The following is a 17,612-nucleotide window of genomic DNA, read 5'->3' on the forward strand; positions in this document are numbered from 1 at the left end:
GTGTGCTCCGTCCGCGTCCACCCATCCTGCCCCACGCGCGGGCCACGTTTCAGCCCCACGTCCCCGGGTTGCCCCACGCTGGCAGGATGGGGGCATGCGCCTGTGGACCCTTCATCCCCGCCACCTCGACCGCCAGGGCCTGACGGGCGCCTGGCGCGAGGCCCTGCTCGCGCAGGCCGTCCTGGCCGGCCGCACGCGCGGATATCGGGACCACCCGCAGCTGCTGAGGTTCCGGGAGCACCCGGACCCGTCCGGCGCCGTCGGTGCGTTCCTCTCCGGCCTCGAGGCCGAGGCCACGGCGCGCGGCTATCGCTTCGATCACTCCCGGATCGACCGGCCGTGCCCCGCCCCCGACGGCGCCGTGCGCATCCCGCCCGCCGGTCTCGCACCGATCCCGGCCACCACGGGCCAGCGCGACCTGGAGTGGCGTCACCTGTGCGCCAAGCTGGCCGCGCGCAGCCCCGCCTGGCTCGAACAGTGGTCGGACACGCCCGTCCCCGACGTGCACCCGCTGTTCACGATCGTCCCGGGGCCGGTCGCGTCCTGGGAGCGCGCCTGAGGGCGGGCCGCGGTCGGGCCCGGTCTGGCACCGTGGGGGCATGATCCGCGACGAGAGCATCGAGAGCTATCTGGGCCGCCTCGCCTCCGGCGAGCCCACCCCCGGTGGCGGCGCGACGGGCGCGCTGGCGGTCGCCGAGGGCGCCGGACTGCTGGCCATGGCGGCCCGGTTCAGCGCAGCCGAGGAGGACGCCCGGGCATCGGAGGGCCTGATCGCGGCGTGCCTCGGCCTCGCCGACGGCGACGAGCGGGGCTTCGGCGCCGTGGCCGAGGCGTTCGGGCTGCCCCGCGACACCCCGGAGGACCGGGCCCGGCGCTCGGCCGCGATCCAGGCCGCCCTGGCCGAGGCCGTCCGGCCACCCCGCGGGATCGTCGATGCCGCCGCGCGTGCACTGGACCTGGCCGAGCGTGTGCTGGACGCGGCGAACCCGAACGTGCTCTCCGACGTCGGTGCGGCGCTCGGCTGCGTCCGGGGCGGCCTCACCGCCGCCGCGGTGACCCTCGAGACCAACCTGGGCCCCCTCCGCGACGAGGGCCTGGAGGGCGTCCTGCGCACCGACGTCGACCGGGCGGACCGTCTCGTCGCGCGGGCGGACGCCCTGCTGGGCCGCGTGCGCGCGGCCGTCACGGGCTGAGCGCCCGCCCCCGCCTCAGGCCCGTGCGCCGAACAGCGGCGCCAGCGTGGCCACGAGCGCCTCGTCGTCGGGCCGGGGCGCGGCGGCGTCCTCCCACCAGCCGGGCAGGTCCACGGCGGCGCCGACCAGCGGCTCGGCCAGGTGCAGCCGGTGCACCCGCTCCCCCGCCCCGCGCAGCAGCAGCGTCTCCCACGCGGCGCCGGCCACGCGGTCACCGTGGCGGCCCACGAGGTTGCCGCGGGTCCACGCGCGGGTGGCCCGCGGCGGCGTGGCGACGGCGGCACGGATCTCCGCCTCATCGGCGAGCGTCCGGAGGGCGCCGGCGGCCACGAGGCGGCGGTGCAGGGAGCGGGCCGGGCGGAGGTCGGCGTACTGCAGGTCCACCATCGCGAGGCGGGGGTCGGTCCAGTCCGCGCCCGTGCGGGCCCGCAGGCCCTCGAGGACGCGCAGCTTGGCCGCCCAGTCGGCGCGGTCGCTCAGGGACAGCGGATCCGCGGTGGCGTCGTCGAGGTCGACGGCCCAGGCGTCCAGCACTTCGCGCGTCTGCGGATCCGCCGCCCCGAAGGCGGCGCAGTGGGCGCGGGCCGCGTCCAGGTAGGACCGCAGGATCTGCAGCCCGGTCCAGTGCCGGCGCACGGGGCCGTCCGCGGTGCGTTCGAGCAGGGGCACCGTGGCCCGCAGGCCCGGGTCGTGGCTGATCGTCTGCAACGCGGCCACCGGGTCGTCCAGGGTGAGCCGGGGCGCCGTCCCGGCCTCGGCCATCGCGAGGACGAGCGCGGTCATGCCCATCCGCAGCCACGTGGCGTGCTGGCTCAGCGTCGCGTCGCCGATGATCACGTGGAGCCGGCGGTAGGCCTCGGGGCGGGCGTGCGGCTCGTCCCGCGTGTTGACGATCGGCCGGTGGATCGTGGTCTCCAGGCCCACGGGCTCCTCGAAGTAGTCGGCCCGCTGGGACAGCTGGAAGCCCGGCCGCTCCCCCGCCGGGCCGAGTCCCACGCGGCCCGCGCCCACGAGCACCTGCCGCGCCGCGAAGAACGGCAGCAGGACGGCGGTGAGCTCCTCGAAGTCGAGGGACCGGGCCACGAGGTAGTTCTCGTGCGCGCCGTAGGACTGGCCCTTGCCGTCCACGTTGTTCTTGTAGACCAGCACCTCCGGGGCGCCCTCGGCCTGGCCGATGTGCTCGGCCGCCGCCTGGGCGACCAGGTCCCCGGCGGCGTCCCACACCATGGCGTCCCGCGGGGTGGTCGTCTCCGGCGACGAGTACTCCGGGTGGGCGTGGTCCACGTACCAGCGCGCGCCGTTGGCCAGCACGGTGGACAGCAGCAGGTGCACGGGCTCCCCGTCCGGGCCCACGAGCGCCTCGTCGGTCAGCTGCGAGGGGTGCGCCGCCGAACGCGGCAGCCGCCAGCCGCGGGCGTCCACGAGCGGCGACTCCCCCGTGTAGTCCCACTCCGTGCCGGCCACCGCCGAGCCGGACCGGGTCGCCAGGTCCGCGTACGCGTTCACGAGCTCGACCGAGAGCACGCTGTGGTGCGCCCCCGGGTTGGCCGGCGCGTGGATGCCGAACTCGGTCTCCGTGCCCATCACCCGGTGCACGCCCCAGCCGGCGGCGTCCCGCCCGTTCGGGGGAACGGCCGCGCCGTGGAAAAGCCGGCGCTGGCCCTCGAAGGCGGGGGTCGGGCCGACGTCGACGGCCCGGGCGAAGCCGTCCGCGGCCCCGCGGCCGAACGCGCTCATGCCTCGACCCCCCGGACCATGCGCAGCGAGCGCAGCCGAGGACCGCGCCAGCCGGAGGTGCGCGCCCACTCGGCGGGCGCGACCGTGGCCAGGAGGTCCGTCTGGTCCTCCAGCACCGCGGCCACGGCCTCGCGCAGGTGGCCCTCGCGGACGCCGAGCGCGGCCGGGGCCTGGCCGGCGGCCAGGTAGTCGCGCACCGCGTGCCGCTTGGCGCGGTCCACGACGTCGGCCACCACGGCGCCCGAGACGAGGTCGGCCAGGTGCAGGGCGTGGGTCGTGCCGGACACGTCCGTCAGCTCCGCCAGCGCGGTGTCCGCGCCGCGGTCGTAGAGGGCGGCGACCGTCCGGGCGATGAGCGTCGCGCGGGCCGCGTCCGCGGAGCCGGCCGCGACGACGTCGTCGGCGTGCAGGGGCACGTCCGCGGTGAGGTGTTTGGCCATGATCTCCGCGGCGCCGGCGGCGTCGGGACGGTCCACGCGGATCTTCACGTCCAGTCGGCCGGGGCGGAGCACGGCCGGGTCGATCATGTCCTCGCGGTTGGAGGCGCCGATGACGATCACGTTCTCGAGGGCCTCGACGCCGTCGATCTCGGTGAGCAGCTGCGGGACGATCGTGGTCTCCACGTCCGAGGAGACGCCGGAGCCGCGCGTGCGGAACAGCGACTCCATCTCGTCGAAGAAGATGACCACGGGGAAGCCGGCGTCGGCCTTCTCGCGGGCCCGGTCGAAGATGACGCGGATCTGCCGCTCGGTCTCGCCCACGTACTTGTTCAGCAGCTCGGGCCCCTTGACGTTGAGGAAGAACGAGCGCTCGCCGTCCGCGCTGCGAACCGAGAGGGCGTTGGCCACGGCCTTGGCGAGCATGGTCTTGCCGGTGCCGGGCGGGCCGTACAGCATGATCCCCTTGGGGGCGCGCAGGCCGTGCTCGCGGTAGACCTCGGGGTGCAGGAACGGGATCTCGACGGCCTCGCGGATCCGGTCGATCTGCGGGCCGAGGCCGCCGATGTCCTCGAACGTGACGTCCGGGACCTCTTCCAGCAGCACCTCGTCCACCTCGGACAGCTCGACCCGCCGCAGCGCCCATTCGACGCGGGCGTCCACGGTGACGGCGTCCCCGTGGCGCAGGTCGACGCCCTCCAGCGCGGGCGCGCGCCGCACCACGCGCTCCTCGTCCGCCGTGCCGGCCAGGACGAGGCCGCCGTCGGGCAGCGCCTCCTTGACGCGCAGCAGCTGACCCGACCCCGTGCCCGGGGCGACGCCGACGATCGAGCTGGACTCGTCCAGCAGCACCTGGGCGCCGGGGGTGAGGCGGGCGGCGTCGAGCAGCGGGGAGACCGTCACGCGCAGCCGCCGGCCGTTCTGCACGACGTCCGCTCCCCCGCGCACCACGGCGCCGGTCTCCACGCCCTCCTCGGGCTCGCGCGGGGCGTGGACGGCCTCGAGGGTGGCGAAGGTGAACGGCGGATGCGTGACGGCGTCCAGGTTCTCCTTGAGCGTGGCGATCTCGGCGCGCGTGGCCTCGAGCAGCTCGACCATGCGCCGGTTGTTGCGGGCGGCCGTCTGCGTCTGGGCCTCGGCGGCCCGACGGCGTTCGCTCAGGCCGGCGGCGTGCCGCTGGGCGGACTGCAGCTGGTGCCGCAGCCGTTCGGCCTCGGCCTGGGATTGCCGCAGCAGCTCCCGCGCCTCGGCGAGGCGCTGCTCGGCGTGCTCCGTGCCTGATTGCGCGTGGTGGTCCACCGGTGCTCCGTCCACTCAGTCCTGCTCCCCGGTCGGGGTCCTCCCACCGTACGCGTCCACGCCCTGCTCGGCGGCGCGTGACCGCGCGGCCATGAGGCGGGCCTCCTTCGCCGCCTTGCGCGCCTTCTTGTCCGTGACCGGCCGTTCGCCGAGGGCCTCGGGCGTCCACCGGGCCTCGTCGGCCGGCTGCCAGGCCTCGACGTCCTCGGCCTTGAACTCGGAGACCTTGGAGCGCTTCTTCAGGCGCAGCGCCTCCTCGCCCGAGGCCAGGCGGCGGGCCGTGAGGAGGAAGCCGGTGTGCGCGACCATGCGGTGGTCGGGGCGCACGGCGAGCCCGTCCAGGTGCCAGCCGCGCACGAGGGTCTCGTTGGCCTCGACCTGCGTGAAGCGGCCCGAGTCCCGGATGGCCTCGGCCACGCGGGAGAGCTGGGTGGCGGTGGCCACGTAGTTCAGCCACACACCGCCGGGGGCCAGGACCTCGGCGACGGCGTCGAGGCATTCCCAGGGGGCCAGCATGTCCAGGACCACCCGGTCCACGGAGCCCGGCTCGTGGACCTTGGGCATCTCCTCCTGCGCGTCGCCGAGGTGCACCGACCAGGCGGGGTGCTCGGCGCCGAAGAAGGCCTCCACATTGGCCCGGGCGACGTCCGCGAACTCCGGGCGGCGCTCGTAGGAGTGCAGGCGACCGTGGTCGCCCACGGCGCGCAGCAGGGACATGGACAGGGCGCCGGAGCCCACGCCGGCCTCGACCACGACGGCGCCCGGGAAGATGTCCGCCTGCTGCACGATCTGCGCCGCGTCCTTCGGGTAGACCACCGTGGCGCCGCGGGGCATGGACAGGACGAAGTCGTTCAGCAGGGGGCGCAGCACCTGGTACGGCTGGCCGGCCGAGTTCTCGACCACGACGCCCTCGAAGCCGCCGATCAGGTCGTCGTGCCGCAGCACGCCCTGGTAGCTGTGGAACTCCCCGCCGGGCAGCAGGGTGATCGTGTTGAGGCGGCCCTTCGCGTCCTTGATCTGCACGCGCTGGCCGGCCCGCAGGGGGCCGCGGCGCGCGCTCACGCCGGTGGGTTCGGTCATGGGGGGCTCCTTCGGTTCAGGGACGCCGCGTCGCGTCGACGGCGGCGAGGATCGTCTCGCGGGGCACCACGGAGCGCACGAGGCCGTGCGCGTCGGTCAGCACCCACACGGGGGTCTGGGGGTCGGCCAGGCGGGAGGCCAGGTCGGGACCGGCGGCGGGGACGTCGTCGCGGACGAGGACGGCCTCCGGAGCCAGGGCGACGGCGACCGCGGCCAGGGCGGTGGTCGTGCGGCGCGCCGGGGTCAGGCCCGCCGCGGCCGTGTGGTCCAGCACGCCGCGGGGCCGACCGGCCCCGTCCACGGCCACGACGGCGCGGCGGCCGCCGTCCGCCTGGGCCAGGGCCTCGGCGACGCAGAGGTGCTCGGGCAGGGCGATGGCGGGCGCCTCGACCTGCTCGAGCCGCAGGGTCTCCAGCCGGCGGCTCCAGCGCCCGTGGCGCACGGCGTCGTCCGCGCCCCGCCACAGCGTGAGGGCGACCCAGGCCGCCAGGACGACGACGAACAGGTCCGGCGCGCGGCCCGCGAGGGTCGGGGGGCCGAACACCGCCGCGAGGACGCCCACCGCGACGACGCGCCCGGCCCAGCCGGCCGCCTCGACGCCACGGGCCCGGGAGCCGGTGGCGGCCCAGACGGCGGACTCGACCATGCGGCCGCCGTCGAGCGGGGTGCCCGGCAGCGCGTTGAACGCGGCCAGGAGGAGGTTGGCCCACACCGTGACCTCGAGCAGCAGGGCGGGGACGGACGGGCCGGGCACGGCGCGGGCCGCCAGATGGGCGAGGCCCGCGAGCACGAGGTTCGCGGCGGGGCCGGCCATCGCGGTGAGGACCGTGTCCAGCGGTCGGGCGGACGGGCTGCGGAACTGGGTGTGCCCGCCCCACAGGGTGAGCGCGATCTCCTCGGTGCGCTGGCCGAAGGCGCGGCCGGTGAGGGCGTGGGCGGCCTCGTGGACCAGGACGGAGAGGGCCAGGAGCACGGCGTACCCCAGGGCGACCCCGTAGGCGCCGCCGTCGAGCGAGGGCAGCGCGCGCTGGATCTGCGGGCCGAACGCGAGGGTGATGACCGCGGCGATCAGGAGCCAGGACCAGGACAGGCGCACCGGCGCGCCGGCGATCGTGCCCAGCCGGACGGAGGCGGGCCCGCTCATCCGGGCTCGTCCGCCCCGGGCCTGCGCGCGGCGGCGATCCGACGGACCGCGGCGAGGTCGGCCGGCGTGCGGCCGGCGAGCGTCGTCCACTCGACGGTCGCGAGCCCCGCCGGCAGCGGCAGCACGCTGGGCACGCCGACCGTCGGCAGGCCCGCGGCCACGGCCGCGCCGACGCCCACCGGGGAGTCCTCGACCGCCACACAGTCGGCGGCCGTCAGCCCCGGTGTCCGCTCGGCCAGCAGCTGCAGGCCCAGCTGGTACGCCTCCGGGTCGGGCTTGCCCCGGGAGACCATGTCCCCCGAGACGACGACGTCCAGCGTGCCCGCCGGCGCCCGCTCGGCCAGTGCGCGGGCCAGTGGGGCATGGGACATCGTCACGAGGGCGCCCGGCACGCCGGCCTCGGCGAGCGCGACGAGCAGCTCCCGGGCGCCCGGCCGCCACGGCACCCCGCCGACGACCCCCTGGACGACCTCGTCCATCGTCAGGTCGATGATCCGCTGCACGGGCAGGTCCAGACCGGCCTCCTGCAGGCGGCGCGCTCCCTCGTCCAGAGGGTGTCCCACGAGGGAGGCGGCCAGGTCCTCCGACCAGGTGCCGCCGTGCTCGACCACCAGCCGGCGCTGGACGGCGTTCCACAGGGGCTCGGTGTCCACGAGGGTGCCGTCCATGTCCCACAGGACGGCGCGCGGCAGGCGGCGGGCACGGTCGTCCGGGGCGGGCGCGGGGTGGCGGGGCATGGAGTGCATCCTATCGAGCGCCGCCGCCGGGGTGTGCCGGGCGGGTCGCGGGCCGTGACCCCGTCGTCGGGCCGTGTCTAGGCTGGCCGCCATGACCGACGCTACCTCCGAGGACCAGCCGGACGACGTCCTGGGCCCGCTGCGGACCCACCTGACGGCGACCGTGGACGCGCTCGAGGCCGGGCGGCGGGCCCCCACGGTCCTGCTGCTGGCCTTCGAGGGGTGGAACGACGCCGGGGAGGCCGCGACCGGGGCCCTGGGCGCGCTGCGGGAGCAGTGGGACGCGGCGGACGCGGGACGGGTGTGCGACGGCGAGTTCTACGACTACCAGGTCACTCGACCCCTGGTCCGGCGCGACGCCGACGGGCTGGGGACGCTGGACTGGCCGGCGGTCACCCTGCACGAGGCGCTCCTGGACCGTGAGGGTCGGCCCGTCGCGGGCGAGGCTGCCCCGCCGGACGGGGTGCGTGTGCTCCTCGCCGTCGGCGTGGAGCCGAACGTGCGGTGGCGCGCGTTCCTCGAGGAGCTGTTCACGGCGGCCGACGCGCGTGACGTGGACGCCGTCGTGACGCTGGGCGCGCTGCTGGCGGACGTGCCCCACACCCGGCCCCTGCGCGCCCGCCCGACCTCGCCGCTCGTGGACGTGCGGGTGGCCGTCGGCGCGGACCGTCCGGTCTACGAGGGGCCCACCGGGATCATCGGCGTCATCGCGGACGAGGCCGCGCGCCGCGGCCTGCCGAGCCTCTCGCTGTGGGGGACGGTGCCCCACTACGTGGCCCAGGCGCCCTCCCCCAAGACGCTGCTCGGGCTGGTCGAGGCGGTCGAGGACCTGCTGCACGTGAGCGTGTCCACGCGCGGGCTCGAGGACGACGCGAGGGCCTGGCAGCGCGGCGTGGACGAGCTGGCCGCCGAGGACCCCGACGTCGCCGCCTACGTCCGGCAGCTCGAGGAGGCCCAGGACACCCAGCAGCTGCCGGAGGCCTCGGGCGAGTCGATCGCGCGGGAGTTCGAGCGCTATCTGCGCGGGCGCGGCGGACGCTGACGCCCGGCCGCGCCCGGCGGGGTCAGCGCAGGCGCAGACCCAGCAGCGCCGCCACGACGTCGACCACCGGCAGCGGGTCGGCGGCGGCCTCGGCCAGGCCCGGCAGGGTGCCGGCCGCCCATGCGTCGAGGGCCTCCAGCGCGCGGGGGGCGTCGAGGTCGTCCGAGAGCGCCGCGTGCACCGCGTCCAGCACGGCGACGCCGGCGGCGGCATGCGGTCCGTCCAGGGCGGCGCGCCAACGGGCCACCCGCGCCTGGGCGTCGGCCAGCACCTGCTCGGACCACTCCCAGTCCGACCGGTAGTGGTGCGCGAGGATCGCCGCGCGGACGGCCACCGGCTCGACGCCCCGCGCCCGCAGGCGGGAGACGAGTTCGAGGTTGCCGAGGGACTTGGACATCTTCTCGCCGTCCAGGGCCACCATGCCGGTGTGCGCGTAGGTGTGCGCGAGCGGCAGGCCGTCGACGGCGGTGGCGTGCGCGGCGGAGAACTCGTGGTGCGGGAACCGCAGGTCGGAGCCGCCGCCCTGCACCGTGAACGGCGCCGGCAGGTGGGCCCGGGAGATCACGGAGCACTCGATGTGCCAGCCGGGCCGGCCGGAGCCGAGCGACCGACCGTCCCAGGCAGGCTCGCCCTCGCGGTGCACGCGCCACAGCAGCGGGTCCAGCGGGTCGCGCTTGCCGGGGCGGTCGGGATCGCCTCCCCGCTCCGGGAACACCGCGGCCATCTCGTCCAGGCCCATCGCGGAGACCTGTCCGAGGCGCCAGTCGGTCGCGGACTGGGCCGCGCGGACGTCGAAGTAGACGTCCCCGTCGGGCTCGCCGTCGCCGCCCGGCACGCGGTAGGCCCGGCCCGCCGCCAGCATCGTCTCGACGGCGTCCACCACCAGGCCCACCGCCTCGGTCGCGCCGACGTAGTGGTCCGGGGCGAGCACCTCGAGGGCGGCCATGTCCGCACGGAACAGGTCGGTCTGCTCCTCGGCGAGCGCGCGCCAGTCGACGCCGGTCGCCTCGGCCCGCTCGAGCAGGGGGTCGTCCACGTCGGTCACGTTCTGGACGTAGGCGACCTCGAGACCGGCCGCGCGCCAGTAGCGGTGCAGCAGGTCGAAGGCCACATAGGTGCTCGCGTGGCCGAGATGCGTCGCGTCGTACGGGGTGATCCCGCAGACGTACAGCGAGGCGCGCTGCGCGTCGTTGCCCGGATGCCGAGTCCGTCCCGTGGCGGTGTCGTGCAGCCGCAGCCGGTCGGGGCGGCTCGGCACGGCGGGCGGGGCGGGGGTGCTCCAGGACTTCACGGGACTCCTCAGATCGGGGTGGTTCGGCGGTGCCGGGCCGCCATGCCCGGCGGCGGGAGCGGGCTCAGGCGCTGATGACGCCCGCGCCCAGCAGGGCGAACAGGACGCCGCCCAGGAGGATGCGGTACCAGACGAACGGCAGGTACGAGTTGGTGCTGATGAAGCGCATGAGCCAGGCGATGACCGCGTAGGCCACCACGAAGGCGATCGCGGTCGCGACCAGCGTCTCCCCCATGCCGTACGGGCCCTGCGTGCCGGGATCGGTGAGCGAGGTGTACAGCTTGTACAGGCCGGAGGCGAACACGGCGGGCACCGCCAGCAGGAACGCGTAGCGGGTGGCGGCGGGCCGGGTGTAGCCCATGGCCAGGCCGGCCGCGATGGTGCCGCCGGAGCGCGAGACGCCCGGGATCAGCGCGAGGGCCTGGGCCAGGCCGTAGAGGACGCCGTCCCGCACGGTGAGCTTCTCGAGCGGCTTGGTCTGACGGCCGAGCCGGTCCGCCAGGGCGAGCAGGACGCCGAACACGATGAGCATGGTCGCCGTGATCCACAGCGACCGGAACTCCGTGTCGATCCAGTCCTCCAGCAGCAGGCCCAGGACCGCGATCGGGATCGAGCCCACGATGATCAGCCAGCCCATGCGCGCATCGGGGTCCGAGTGCGGGATCCGCCCCGTGACCGCGGCGCACCACCGGCCGATGATGCGGGTGATGTCGCGCCAGAAGTAGATGAGGACCGCCAGCTCCGTGCCGAGCTGCGTGATGGCCGTGAAGGCCGCCCCCGGGTCGGTCGCGGAGGGCAGGAACTCGCCCACGATGCGGATGTGGGCGGAGGAGGAAATGGGCAGGAACTCCGTGAGGCCCTGCACCAGGCCCAGGATGATGGCTTCGATCCACGTCACGGAGGGTCACTGTACGCCACGGCCCCGGGTGGGAACCCGGGGCCGTGCGATCCGTCACGAGCAGGACGGTCAGTCGTCGTCGTCCTCGTCGTCGAAGAGGTCGAGCGGGGTGACCTCCTCGGTGTCCGCGTACAGGGCGTCCTCGTAGGCCTCGAAGGCGTCGGCCACGGCGAAGAAGGCGGCTTCGACGGCGGGGTCGTCCTCGCCCCGCTTGTTCTGCGCGGCCACGAGGTGTTCGTTCAGGGCGGTGGTGAGGGCCTCGAGGGCCATGCGGGCGTCAGAGCTCATGGGTGAACGGTAACCCGGTGGCCGGTGACGCGGCCAGGGGTGGGCCGTGCGGGACCGGCCGCCGGACCCGACGCCGTCTGCCAGGATGGGCGGGTGCGTGAACAGCTGATGTCCTCGACCCTCGACGCGATCTCCCGCGGACAGAAGTGGGAGTACCTGGTGATGACGGTCGCCGCCCACGAGTCCCTCGCCGACGCCCGGCGGCGCCTCGTGGAGCACGCGGAGTACGGCCAATGGGAGCTGCAGCGCTCCGTGCACTACCGCGACGGGGCGCGCCGCTACTGGATGCGCCGCCGGGTGATGCGCGTGGCCTCGACCCTGCAGACGGTCTGAGGCGCGGGCGCGACGACGGCGCCCCGGCCGTCGTCGCGCCCGCGGCCCGGATCAGCGCGGCTCCAGCATCCGCTCGAGCACCCGGCAGCCGAACTCGAGCGCGTCCACGGGCACCCGCTCGTCGATGCCGTGGAACAGGGACGTGAAGGCCAGGTCGGCGGGCAGGCGCATGGGCGCGAAGCCGTAGCCGGTGATGCCCAGCCGGGAGAGGGACTTGTTGTCCGTGCCCCCGCCGAGCATGAACGGCAGCACCTGGGCCTCGGGGTCCTCCGCCTGCAGCGAGGCGATCATCAGCTCCACCAGGTCCCCGGAGAAGGGGGTCTCCAGGGCGACGTCCCGGTGCTCGGGTGCGATGGTCACGTCGGGACCGGCGAGCTCGGCGATCGTGGCGAGGGCGGACTCCTCCTCCCCGGGGATCAGGCGCACGTCCACGGTGCCGGTGGCCGAGGACGGGATGACGTTGTGCTTGTAGCCGGCGGTCAGCCCCGTCGGGTTGGACGAGGTGCGCAGGGTGCCGGCCACCCAGGAACGGGCCTGCCCGAGCGCGTCGAGCTGCGGCGTCGGGTCCGTCTCGTCGAAGTCCACGCCCATGATCTCGGCCACCTGTTCGAGCAGCGCGCGCGTGGTCTTGGTGTACACGAGCGGCCACTCGTGCCCGCCGATGCGGGTCATGGCGCCGGCCAGCCGGGTGACCGCGTTGTCCGGGTGCGGGGCCGAGCCGTGCCCGGGGGCGCCCTCCGCGGTGAGGTTGAGCCAGGCGAGCCCCTTCTCCGCGGTCTGCACGAGGTAGGCGCGCGAGCCGTGCACCTCGGTGGAGAAGCCCCCCACCTCGGAGATCGCCTCGGTGCACCCGTCGAACACCTCGGGGTGATGGTCCACGACCCAGCGTGCGCCGTAGACGCCGCCGGCCTCCTCGTCGGCGAAGAACGCAACCGTCAGGGGTCGCCGCGGCCGGCGGCCCGTGCGGGCCAGGTGCAGCAGCACCGCGAGCACCATGGCGTCCATGCCCTTCATGTCCACGGCGCCGCGCCCCCAGATCATGCCGTCCTTGAGCTCGGCGCCGAACGGGTCCACGCTCCACTCGTCCGCCTCGGCGGGGACCACGTCCGTGTGCCCGTGGATGACGAGCCCCGGCGCCTCCGGATCCCAGCCCGGCAGGTGCCCGACGACGGAGACCCGGCCCGGCGCCGACTCGAAGAAGCGGGGGGTCATCCCCGCCTCGGTCATGAGCCGGGCGCAGTACTCCGCGGCCTCAGGCTCACCGACGGAGACGTTGCCCCCGCGGTTGGTGGTGTCGATCCGGATGAGGTCGCGGCAGATCTCCACGACGCGGTCCTCGGGGCGCGAGCGGGCGGGGTTCTCGATGTTCTCGACCATGGTTTTGAGCCTAGCCCGAACCCGTGCTATCTTTCTCGAGTTGCCCGGAGCGGGACGGACCGGACAGGACCGGAACGCGGTGGGCGACGGAGCCTCTCCCAGGGCTCCACCGATGAGCGCGAGTGGCGGAATTGGTAGACGCGCAGCGTTGAGGTCGCTGTGTCCGCAAGGACGTGGGGGTTCAAGTCCCCCCTCGCGCACCGCTCGTCGAGCAGCAGGGCCCCGGTCGTCACGACCGGGGCCCTGCGTGTTCCCCGGACCGGCGTCCCCTCTAGAGTGGTGTCTGTGCGACGGCAGGCGCCGTCGGTGGAACCGCACGACGGCATGGAGGACCTGATGGCCCTGGAAGCCCCCGCACTGCTGCACCGGCTCGCGCGAGCCCACGGGGTGCAGCCCGAGTACGTCGGGCAGGACGGCTCGGCCCAGACCGTGCCGGACGAGGCCCTCGTGAAGGTGCTCGCCGCCCTCGGGGTGTCGGTCCGTCCGGACGGGGTCGCCGCTCTGGCCGAGGCGCTGGAGGAGGCGGAGACGGCCCCCTGGCGGGACGTGCTCCCGCCCACCGTGGCCGCCCGGTCCGGCCACCGCCTGTCCGTGCCGTGCCACGTGGCCGCGGGCGAGCCGGTCGTGGCCCGCGTGCGCACGGAGGACGGGCGGACCCTCGAGGTGAGCGTGAGCGAGCCGGTGTCCGAGGTCCGCCTCGTGGACGGCGTCGAACGCGAGCGCGTCCACGTTCAGATCCCCGCCGACCTCGCCCCGGGCTGGCACCGGCTGGAGGTGACCAGCGGCTCCGGCTCCACCGCCTCCGCGGTCCTGGTCTGCGCCCCGACCCGGCTGAGCACGGCGCGTCCCTTCCTCGAGCGCCGCGGCTGGGGCGCGGCCGCGCAGGGCTACTCGGTGACCTCGGCGGACTCGTGGGGCATCGGCGACGCGGCGGACATGGCGTCCCTGGCCGAGATCGTCGCCCGGCACGGTGCCGACTTCCTGCTGCTGCACCCCCTGCACGCGATCGAGCCCGGCCCCCATCCGGCGGACTCCCCCTACTCCCCCGTCTCCCGTCGGTTCCTCTCGGCGCTGGTCGTGCACGTGCCCTCGATCCCCGAGTTCGCCGACCTGCCCGCCGCGGAGCAGGCGGAGCTGCGGTCGGCCGGCGCCCGCGTCCAGGCGGAGCTGGAGCGCACCGGCCGGATCGATCGGGCCGCCGTCGCCGCCGTCCTGTGGCCCGCGCTGCGCCGCGTGCACGAGGTGCCCCGCTCCCCCGAGCGCGAGGCCGCCTACGCACGGTTCCGCGCCGAGGCCGGCCCGGGCCTGGACGACTTCGCCCTCTGGTCCGTCCTGCGGCTGGACGGCGACGGCACCGGACCCGATCTCGCCGACCCGGCCTGGGCGCCGGGCGGGGTCGAGGCGGAGCGGGTCCGCGTCGAACGCGCGACCGACGTCGACCTGCACCGCTGGGTGCAGTGGATCGCCGCCGAGCAGCTCGCCGGCGTGCAGGAGCGGGCCCGGGCGGCCGGCATGCGCATGGGCGTCATGGTGGACCTGGCAGTCGGGGCGACCCGCGAGACCGCGGACGCGTGGATGCTCGGGGACGTGCTGGTGCCGACCATGTCCGTCGGCGCGCCGCCCGAGCTGTTCAACCAGCTGGGCCAGGACTGGTCGCAGCACCCCTGGCATCCGCGCCGCCTGGCCGAGACCGGCTACGCCGCGTTCCGGGACATGCTGCGCACCGTGCTGCGCGGCGCGGGCGGCATCCGGATGGACCACGTCCTGGGGCTGTTCCGCCTGTGGTGGATCCCGGAGGGCGCCGGTGCCACCCAGGGCGCGTACGTCGAATACGACCACGAGGCGATGCTCGCCGTGCTCACGCTCGAGGCCGAGCGGGCCGGCGTCGTCGTGGTGGGCGAGGACCTCGGCACGTTCGAGCCGTGGGTGCAGCGCCGCCTGGCCGAGGCCGGCGTGCTCGGCACGTCGATCCTGTGGTTCGAACAGGAGGACGGCGAGCCCACCCCGCCGGAGCGCTACCGGCGGCTGGCCATGGCGGCGGTGAACACGCACGACCTGCCGCCCACGGCCGGTTACCTCGAGGGCGTCCAGGTGGACCTGCGCGAACGGCTGGGCCTCTACACCGTGGACGTCGCCCAGGAACGCCGCCGGTCGGCGGAGGAGGTGCGCGCGTTCCTCGCCGCCGCGGCCCGGCGCGGGCTGCTCGCCGAGGCGGACGTGGACGTCCCCGACGCCGGCCCCGAGGTGCGCGAACGCCAGATCGTGGCCCTGCACCGCCTGCTCGCGCAGGCGCCCTCGGCCCTGCACAGCGTGGCGCTCGTGGACGCCGTGGGCGAGCGGCGCATCCAGAACCAGCCCGGCACCCTCCAGGACCAGTACCCGAACTGGACTGTGCCGCTCGGCGACGGCGCCGGACGGATGGTCTCCGTCGAGGACCTGGCGGACTCGGCGTCGGCGGCCCGGCTGTTCGACGCCGTGGACGCCGAACTGCGGGCGTCCGTGCCGGTGGGGATCGGGGTCAGCCTGCACACCTCCCCCCTGGCCCAGCCCGGCCGCGGCGACGCCGGCGGCATGAACGTCTACGTGCGGCAGGCCGCCGTGGCCCTGGCCCGCCGGGGCGTGCGGATGATCCTGCTGACCCGGGCGGAGGAGCCGGTGGGAGCGGATGGCGCACGGGTCCGGATGCTGGACGCCGGCGGGCAGGCCCCGCCGGTCACGGTCGTGGACCTCGCCGCCGGGCCGTCCGCTCCCGTGCCCAAGGAGGAGCTGGCGGGACTCGGCGCCGAGTTCACCCGCGCGGCCCTGGACTGGCTCGCCTCGGACGCCGTGCCGGGCGGTCCCGTCCTCGGTGGCGCGGACGCCCCGCCCGTCGCGTTCGTGCACGGCCACTACTGGCTCTCCGGGTCCACCGCCGCGGCGCTGGCGCGGGCGGCGCACGCCCCGTACCTGCAGACCATGCACACCACGGCGGCGGCGAAGATGCTCGAGGACCCCGAGCTGCGCGAGCCGGCCGCGCGGATCGAGGCCGAGCGCGAGGTCGCCGAGCGGGCCGACCTGCTCGTGGTCAACTCCGCCGCCGAGGTCGCCGACCTGCGCGAGCTGCTGGACGTGCCCCGCGCCCGCACCCGGGTGCTGCCCCCCGGGGCCGACCTCGAGACGTTCACGCCGGAGGGCGCCGCGCAGTGGCCGGGCGCCCCGGAGGACGACGGGGCCCTGCGCGTCCTGTTCGCCGGCCGCGTGCAGCGGCACAAGGGCCCGCACCTGCTCGTGGCCGCCCTCGGGGTGCTGCGCGAGCGGGCCGGTGGCGCGGGCGCCGACCCGGGGGTGCGCCTGCACGTGAACGGGGCCGCTTCGGGGGACGACGAGCTGGACCTGGCGGGCCTGGCCGCGCGGGAGGGGGTCGCCGACCTGGTGACGTTCTCCGGGCCGGTGCCCGCGCCCGCCCTGGCCGCCCAGTTCCGGGCGGCGGACGTCGTGGCGATGCCGAGCGCGTCCGAGACCTACGGCCTGGTCGCCCTCGAGGCACAGGCCTGCGGCACGCCCGTGCTGGCGCACCGGGTCGGCGGACTGGTCTACGCGGTCCTCGACGGCGTGTCCGGCCGCCACGTGACGGCGGGCACCCCCGAGGCGTGGGCCGATGCCCTGGCCGAGATCCTGGCGGATCGTGACGCCTGGGCGGCACTGGGGACCGGCGCCGTGCGCCACGCCGCCGGTCACTCGTGGGAGGCCTACGCGGACGGGCTGCTCGAGGCCGTCACCGCCGTGCCGCGGCGGTCGCCCGGGCTGGACGCCTGACCGCCCGAACGCACCGGCCCGCCGAGACAGCGAGTCTCGGCGGGCCGGTGCGCGGGCCCGGTGGCCGTCAGGACCCGAGCGGAGTGATCTCCCCGGAGAAGTGCGGGCGCCGGCGCCGCGCATCCCAGCCGCACACGCGCGTGCCGCCGTCGGGCCCGGGCTCGTAGCGGACGGCCACGGTGGTCGGCAGCACGACGGGCGCCTCGAAGTCGATGTGCCAGCGGAACCCGGCGCCGGCCGGCTCCCGGCCCTCGAGCATCCGGGCGGCCAGGAACATCCCGTGGGCGATCGCGCCCTTCATGCCGAACAGGCGGGCCGAGACGCCGGTCAGGTGGATCGGGTTCCAGTCCCCGGAGACGCCCGCGTACCGGCGCCCGGCCCCCGTGCCGAAGCGCCACTGGGCGGTCGGCGTCGGGGGCACGAAGTCCGGGCGGGCGGGCCGCTCGGGACGCAGGCCGGAGAGGTGGACGCCCTTGGCGAGGTACCGGGAGACGCCCTCCCACAGCAGTGCCTCCCCGCCGTCGTCGCCGGGCCCCTCCACGGTCACGACGACGTCCACCGCGGTGCCCGCGTGGTGCGGGACGAGACCCACCGCACGCGCGGTGACGCGCAGGGCGGTCTCAGCCGGGACGGGCCGGTGGTGCAGGACGGTGTTGCTCAGGTGCACCAGCCCGGGCAGGGGCAGCGGGAACTCGGGGTCGGCCATCAGCTCCATGGCGGCACCGAACACCTGGGTGTGCACCAGGACCGAGGGCAGGTCCGCCGGATCCGCGGACCCGACGGCCCCGCGCCACGCGGTCACGGCCTCGGCCGGGATGCGGTGGCCGGTCACGACCACCTGACGGTCCGGCAGCTCGCGGGGACGCCGGCGGCGGACGACGGCGTCCGTGGCGGCCTGCCCGGCGGCCCGGACGTAGAGGCGGGCGAGGGAGGGCGGGGCGGACAGCTGCGTGGTCTGCAT

15 protein-coding genes and 1 tRNA gene are annotated in these 17,612 nt (G+C 75.8%); 6 read left to right on the forward strand and 10 right to left on the reverse strand.

All coding sequences use genetic code 11. From position 1 onward, the window contains the following. The first annotated feature begins 94 nt into the window (after positions 1-94). The gene (locus ACZ1IK_RS00125; protein ID WP_036384792.1) at positions 95-559 is read left to right on the forward strand and encodes a pyrimidine dimer DNA glycosylase/endonuclease V; all 465 of its coding nucleotides are present in this window, start codon (positions 95-97) and stop codon (positions 557-559) included. A gap of 40 nt (positions 560-599) precedes the next feature. Then, positions 600-1,193, forward strand: coding sequence for a cyclodeaminase/cyclohydrolase family protein (locus tag ACZ1IK_RS00130; protein ID WP_041103799.1), 594 nt, complete (start codon positions 600-602; stop codon positions 1,191-1,193). Positions 1,194-1,208: 15 nt separating this feature from the next. Here ACZ1IK_RS00130 and dop read toward each other — a convergent pair whose 3' ends face one another. Genes dop through ACZ1IK_RS00155 form a run of 5 tightly spaced genes read right to left on the reverse strand, consistent with a single transcriptional unit; the run spans position 1,209 to position 7,627 of the window. Continuing rightward, positions 1,209-2,930 (reverse strand): depupylase/deamidase Dop, encoded by a 1,722-nt coding sequence (gene dop / locus ACZ1IK_RS00135; RefSeq protein ID WP_041103801.1) that lies wholly within the window; start codon positions 2,928-2,930, stop codon positions 1,209-1,211. Then, positions 2,927-4,681, reverse strand: a complete 1,755-nt coding sequence (arc, locus tag ACZ1IK_RS00140) for a proteasome ATPase (protein WP_044658916.1) — start codon at positions 4,679-4,681, stop codon at positions 2,927-2,929. The genes dop and arc overlap by 4 nt, the downstream gene beginning before the upstream one ends. Further along, entirely contained in the window at positions 4,682-5,746 is a 1,065-nt protein-coding gene (locus ACZ1IK_RS00145) for a tRNA (adenine-N1)-methyltransferase (RefSeq protein WP_012750880.1), read from the reverse strand. 16 nt (positions 5,747-5,762) lie between these two features. After that, complete coding sequence (locus ACZ1IK_RS00150; protein WP_036384807.1) at positions 5,763-6,890, reverse strand: site-2 protease family protein; 1,128 nt, start codon at positions 6,888-6,890, stop codon at positions 5,763-5,765. Next, complete coding sequence (locus tag ACZ1IK_RS00155) at positions 6,887-7,627, reverse strand: HAD family hydrolase (RefSeq protein ID WP_060974154.1); 741 nt, start codon at positions 7,625-7,627, stop codon at positions 6,887-6,889. Before ACZ1IK_RS00155 ends, ACZ1IK_RS00150 begins: the two co-directional genes overlap by 4 nt. Positions 7,628-7,718: 91 nt before the next feature. Between ACZ1IK_RS00155 and ACZ1IK_RS00160 the strand changes: the two genes are divergently transcribed. Beyond that, on the forward strand, positions 7,719-8,669 hold the full coding sequence (locus ACZ1IK_RS00160; protein ID WP_052833426.1) for a proteasome assembly chaperone family protein: 951 nt from the start codon (positions 7,719-7,721) through the stop codon (positions 8,667-8,669). A gap of 22 nt (positions 8,670-8,691) precedes the next feature. On the opposite strand, the gene mshC is transcribed toward ACZ1IK_RS00160, so the two are convergent. From mshC to ACZ1IK_RS00175, 3 genes are all read right to left on the reverse strand, one after another. After that, complete coding sequence (mshC, locus tag ACZ1IK_RS00165; protein WP_036315180.1) at positions 8,692-9,960, reverse strand: cysteine--1-D-myo-inosityl 2-amino-2-deoxy-alpha-D-glucopyranoside ligase; 1,269 nt, start codon at positions 9,958-9,960, stop codon at positions 8,692-8,694. Between the two features lie 64 nt (positions 9,961-10,024). After that, positions 10,025-10,858, reverse strand: coding sequence for an undecaprenyl-diphosphate phosphatase (locus ACZ1IK_RS00170; protein WP_036315183.1), 834 nt, complete (start codon positions 10,856-10,858; stop codon positions 10,025-10,027). Between the two features lie 69 nt (positions 10,859-10,927). Then, a complete protein-coding gene (locus ACZ1IK_RS00175; RefSeq protein ID WP_036315190.1) occupies positions 10,928-11,146 on the reverse strand; it encodes a hypothetical protein in 219 nt (72 codons plus the stop codon). A 93-nt stretch (positions 11,147-11,239) separates the two neighbouring features. Between ACZ1IK_RS00175 and ACZ1IK_RS00180 the strand changes: the two genes are divergently transcribed. Further along, complete coding sequence (locus ACZ1IK_RS00180) at positions 11,240-11,479, forward strand: DUF5703 family protein (RefSeq protein ID WP_036384809.1); 240 nt, start codon at positions 11,240-11,242, stop codon at positions 11,477-11,479. A 51-nt stretch (positions 11,480-11,530) separates the two neighbouring features. Here ACZ1IK_RS00180 and ACZ1IK_RS00185 read toward each other — a convergent pair whose 3' ends face one another. Beyond that, the gene (locus ACZ1IK_RS00185) at positions 11,531-12,856 is read right to left on the reverse strand and encodes a M20/M25/M40 family metallo-hydrolase (RefSeq protein WP_036384810.1); all 1,326 of its coding nucleotides are present in this window, start codon (positions 12,854-12,856) and stop codon (positions 11,531-11,533) included. 116 nt (positions 12,857-12,972) lie between these two features. Between ACZ1IK_RS00185 and ACZ1IK_RS00190 the strand changes: the two genes are divergently transcribed. Together ACZ1IK_RS00190 and malQ are read left to right on the forward strand one after the other, a co-directional pair. Next, positions 12,973-13,056, forward strand: a tRNA-Leu gene (locus tag ACZ1IK_RS00190). A gap of 85 nt (positions 13,057-13,141) precedes the next feature. After that, on the forward strand, positions 13,142-16,651 hold the full coding sequence (gene malQ, locus ACZ1IK_RS00195) for a 4-alpha-glucanotransferase (RefSeq protein ID WP_101965456.1): 3,510 nt from the start codon (positions 13,142-13,144) through the stop codon (positions 16,649-16,651). Positions 16,652-16,718: 67 nt separating this feature from the next. Here the strand turns inward: malQ and ACZ1IK_RS00200 are convergent, their stop codons facing one another. Then, a complete protein-coding gene (locus ACZ1IK_RS00200; RefSeq protein WP_144819790.1) occupies positions 16,719-17,612 on the reverse strand; it encodes a MaoC/PaaZ C-terminal domain-containing protein in 894 nt (297 codons plus the stop codon).

It is taken from the genome of Micrococcus sp. CS26 (assembly GCF_055522295.1).

Coding starts and splice junctions, on each gene's coding strand:
- ACZ1IK_RS00125 (WP_036384792.1), top strand. CDS start 95: ATGCGCCTGTGGACCCTTCATCCCCGCCACCTCGACCGCCAGGGCCTG.
- ACZ1IK_RS00130 (WP_041103799.1), top strand. CDS start 600: ATGATCCGCGACGAGAGCATCGAGAGCTATCTGGGCCGCCTCGCCTCC.
- dop (WP_041103801.1), bottom strand. CDS start 2,930: ATGAGCGCGTTCGGCCGCGGGGCCGCGGACGGCTTCGCCCGGGCCGTC.
- ACZ1IK_RS00145 (WP_012750880.1), bottom strand. CDS start 5,746: ATGACCGAACCCACCGGCGTGAGCGCGCGCCGCGGCCCCCTGCGGGCC.
- ACZ1IK_RS00150 (WP_036384807.1), bottom strand. CDS start 6,890: ATGAGCGGGCCCGCCTCCGTCCGGCTGGGCACGATCGCCGGCGCGCCG.
- ACZ1IK_RS00155 (WP_060974154.1), bottom strand. CDS start 7,627: ATGCCCCGCCACCCCGCGCCCGCCCCGGACGACCGTGCCCGCCGCCTG.
- ACZ1IK_RS00160 (WP_052833426.1), top strand. CDS start 7,719: ATGACCGACGCTACCTCCGAGGACCAGCCGGACGACGTCCTGGGCCCG.
- ACZ1IK_RS00175 (WP_036315190.1), bottom strand. CDS start 11,146: ATGAGCTCTGACGCCCGCATGGCCCTCGAGGCCCTCACCACCGCCCTG.
- ACZ1IK_RS00185 (WP_036384810.1), bottom strand. CDS start 12,856: ATGGTCGAGAACATCGAGAACCCCGCCCGCTCGCGCCCCGAGGACCGC.
- ACZ1IK_RS00200 (WP_144819790.1), bottom strand. CDS start 17,612: ATGCAGACCACGCAGCTGTCCGCCCCGCCCTCCCTCGCCCGCCTCTAC.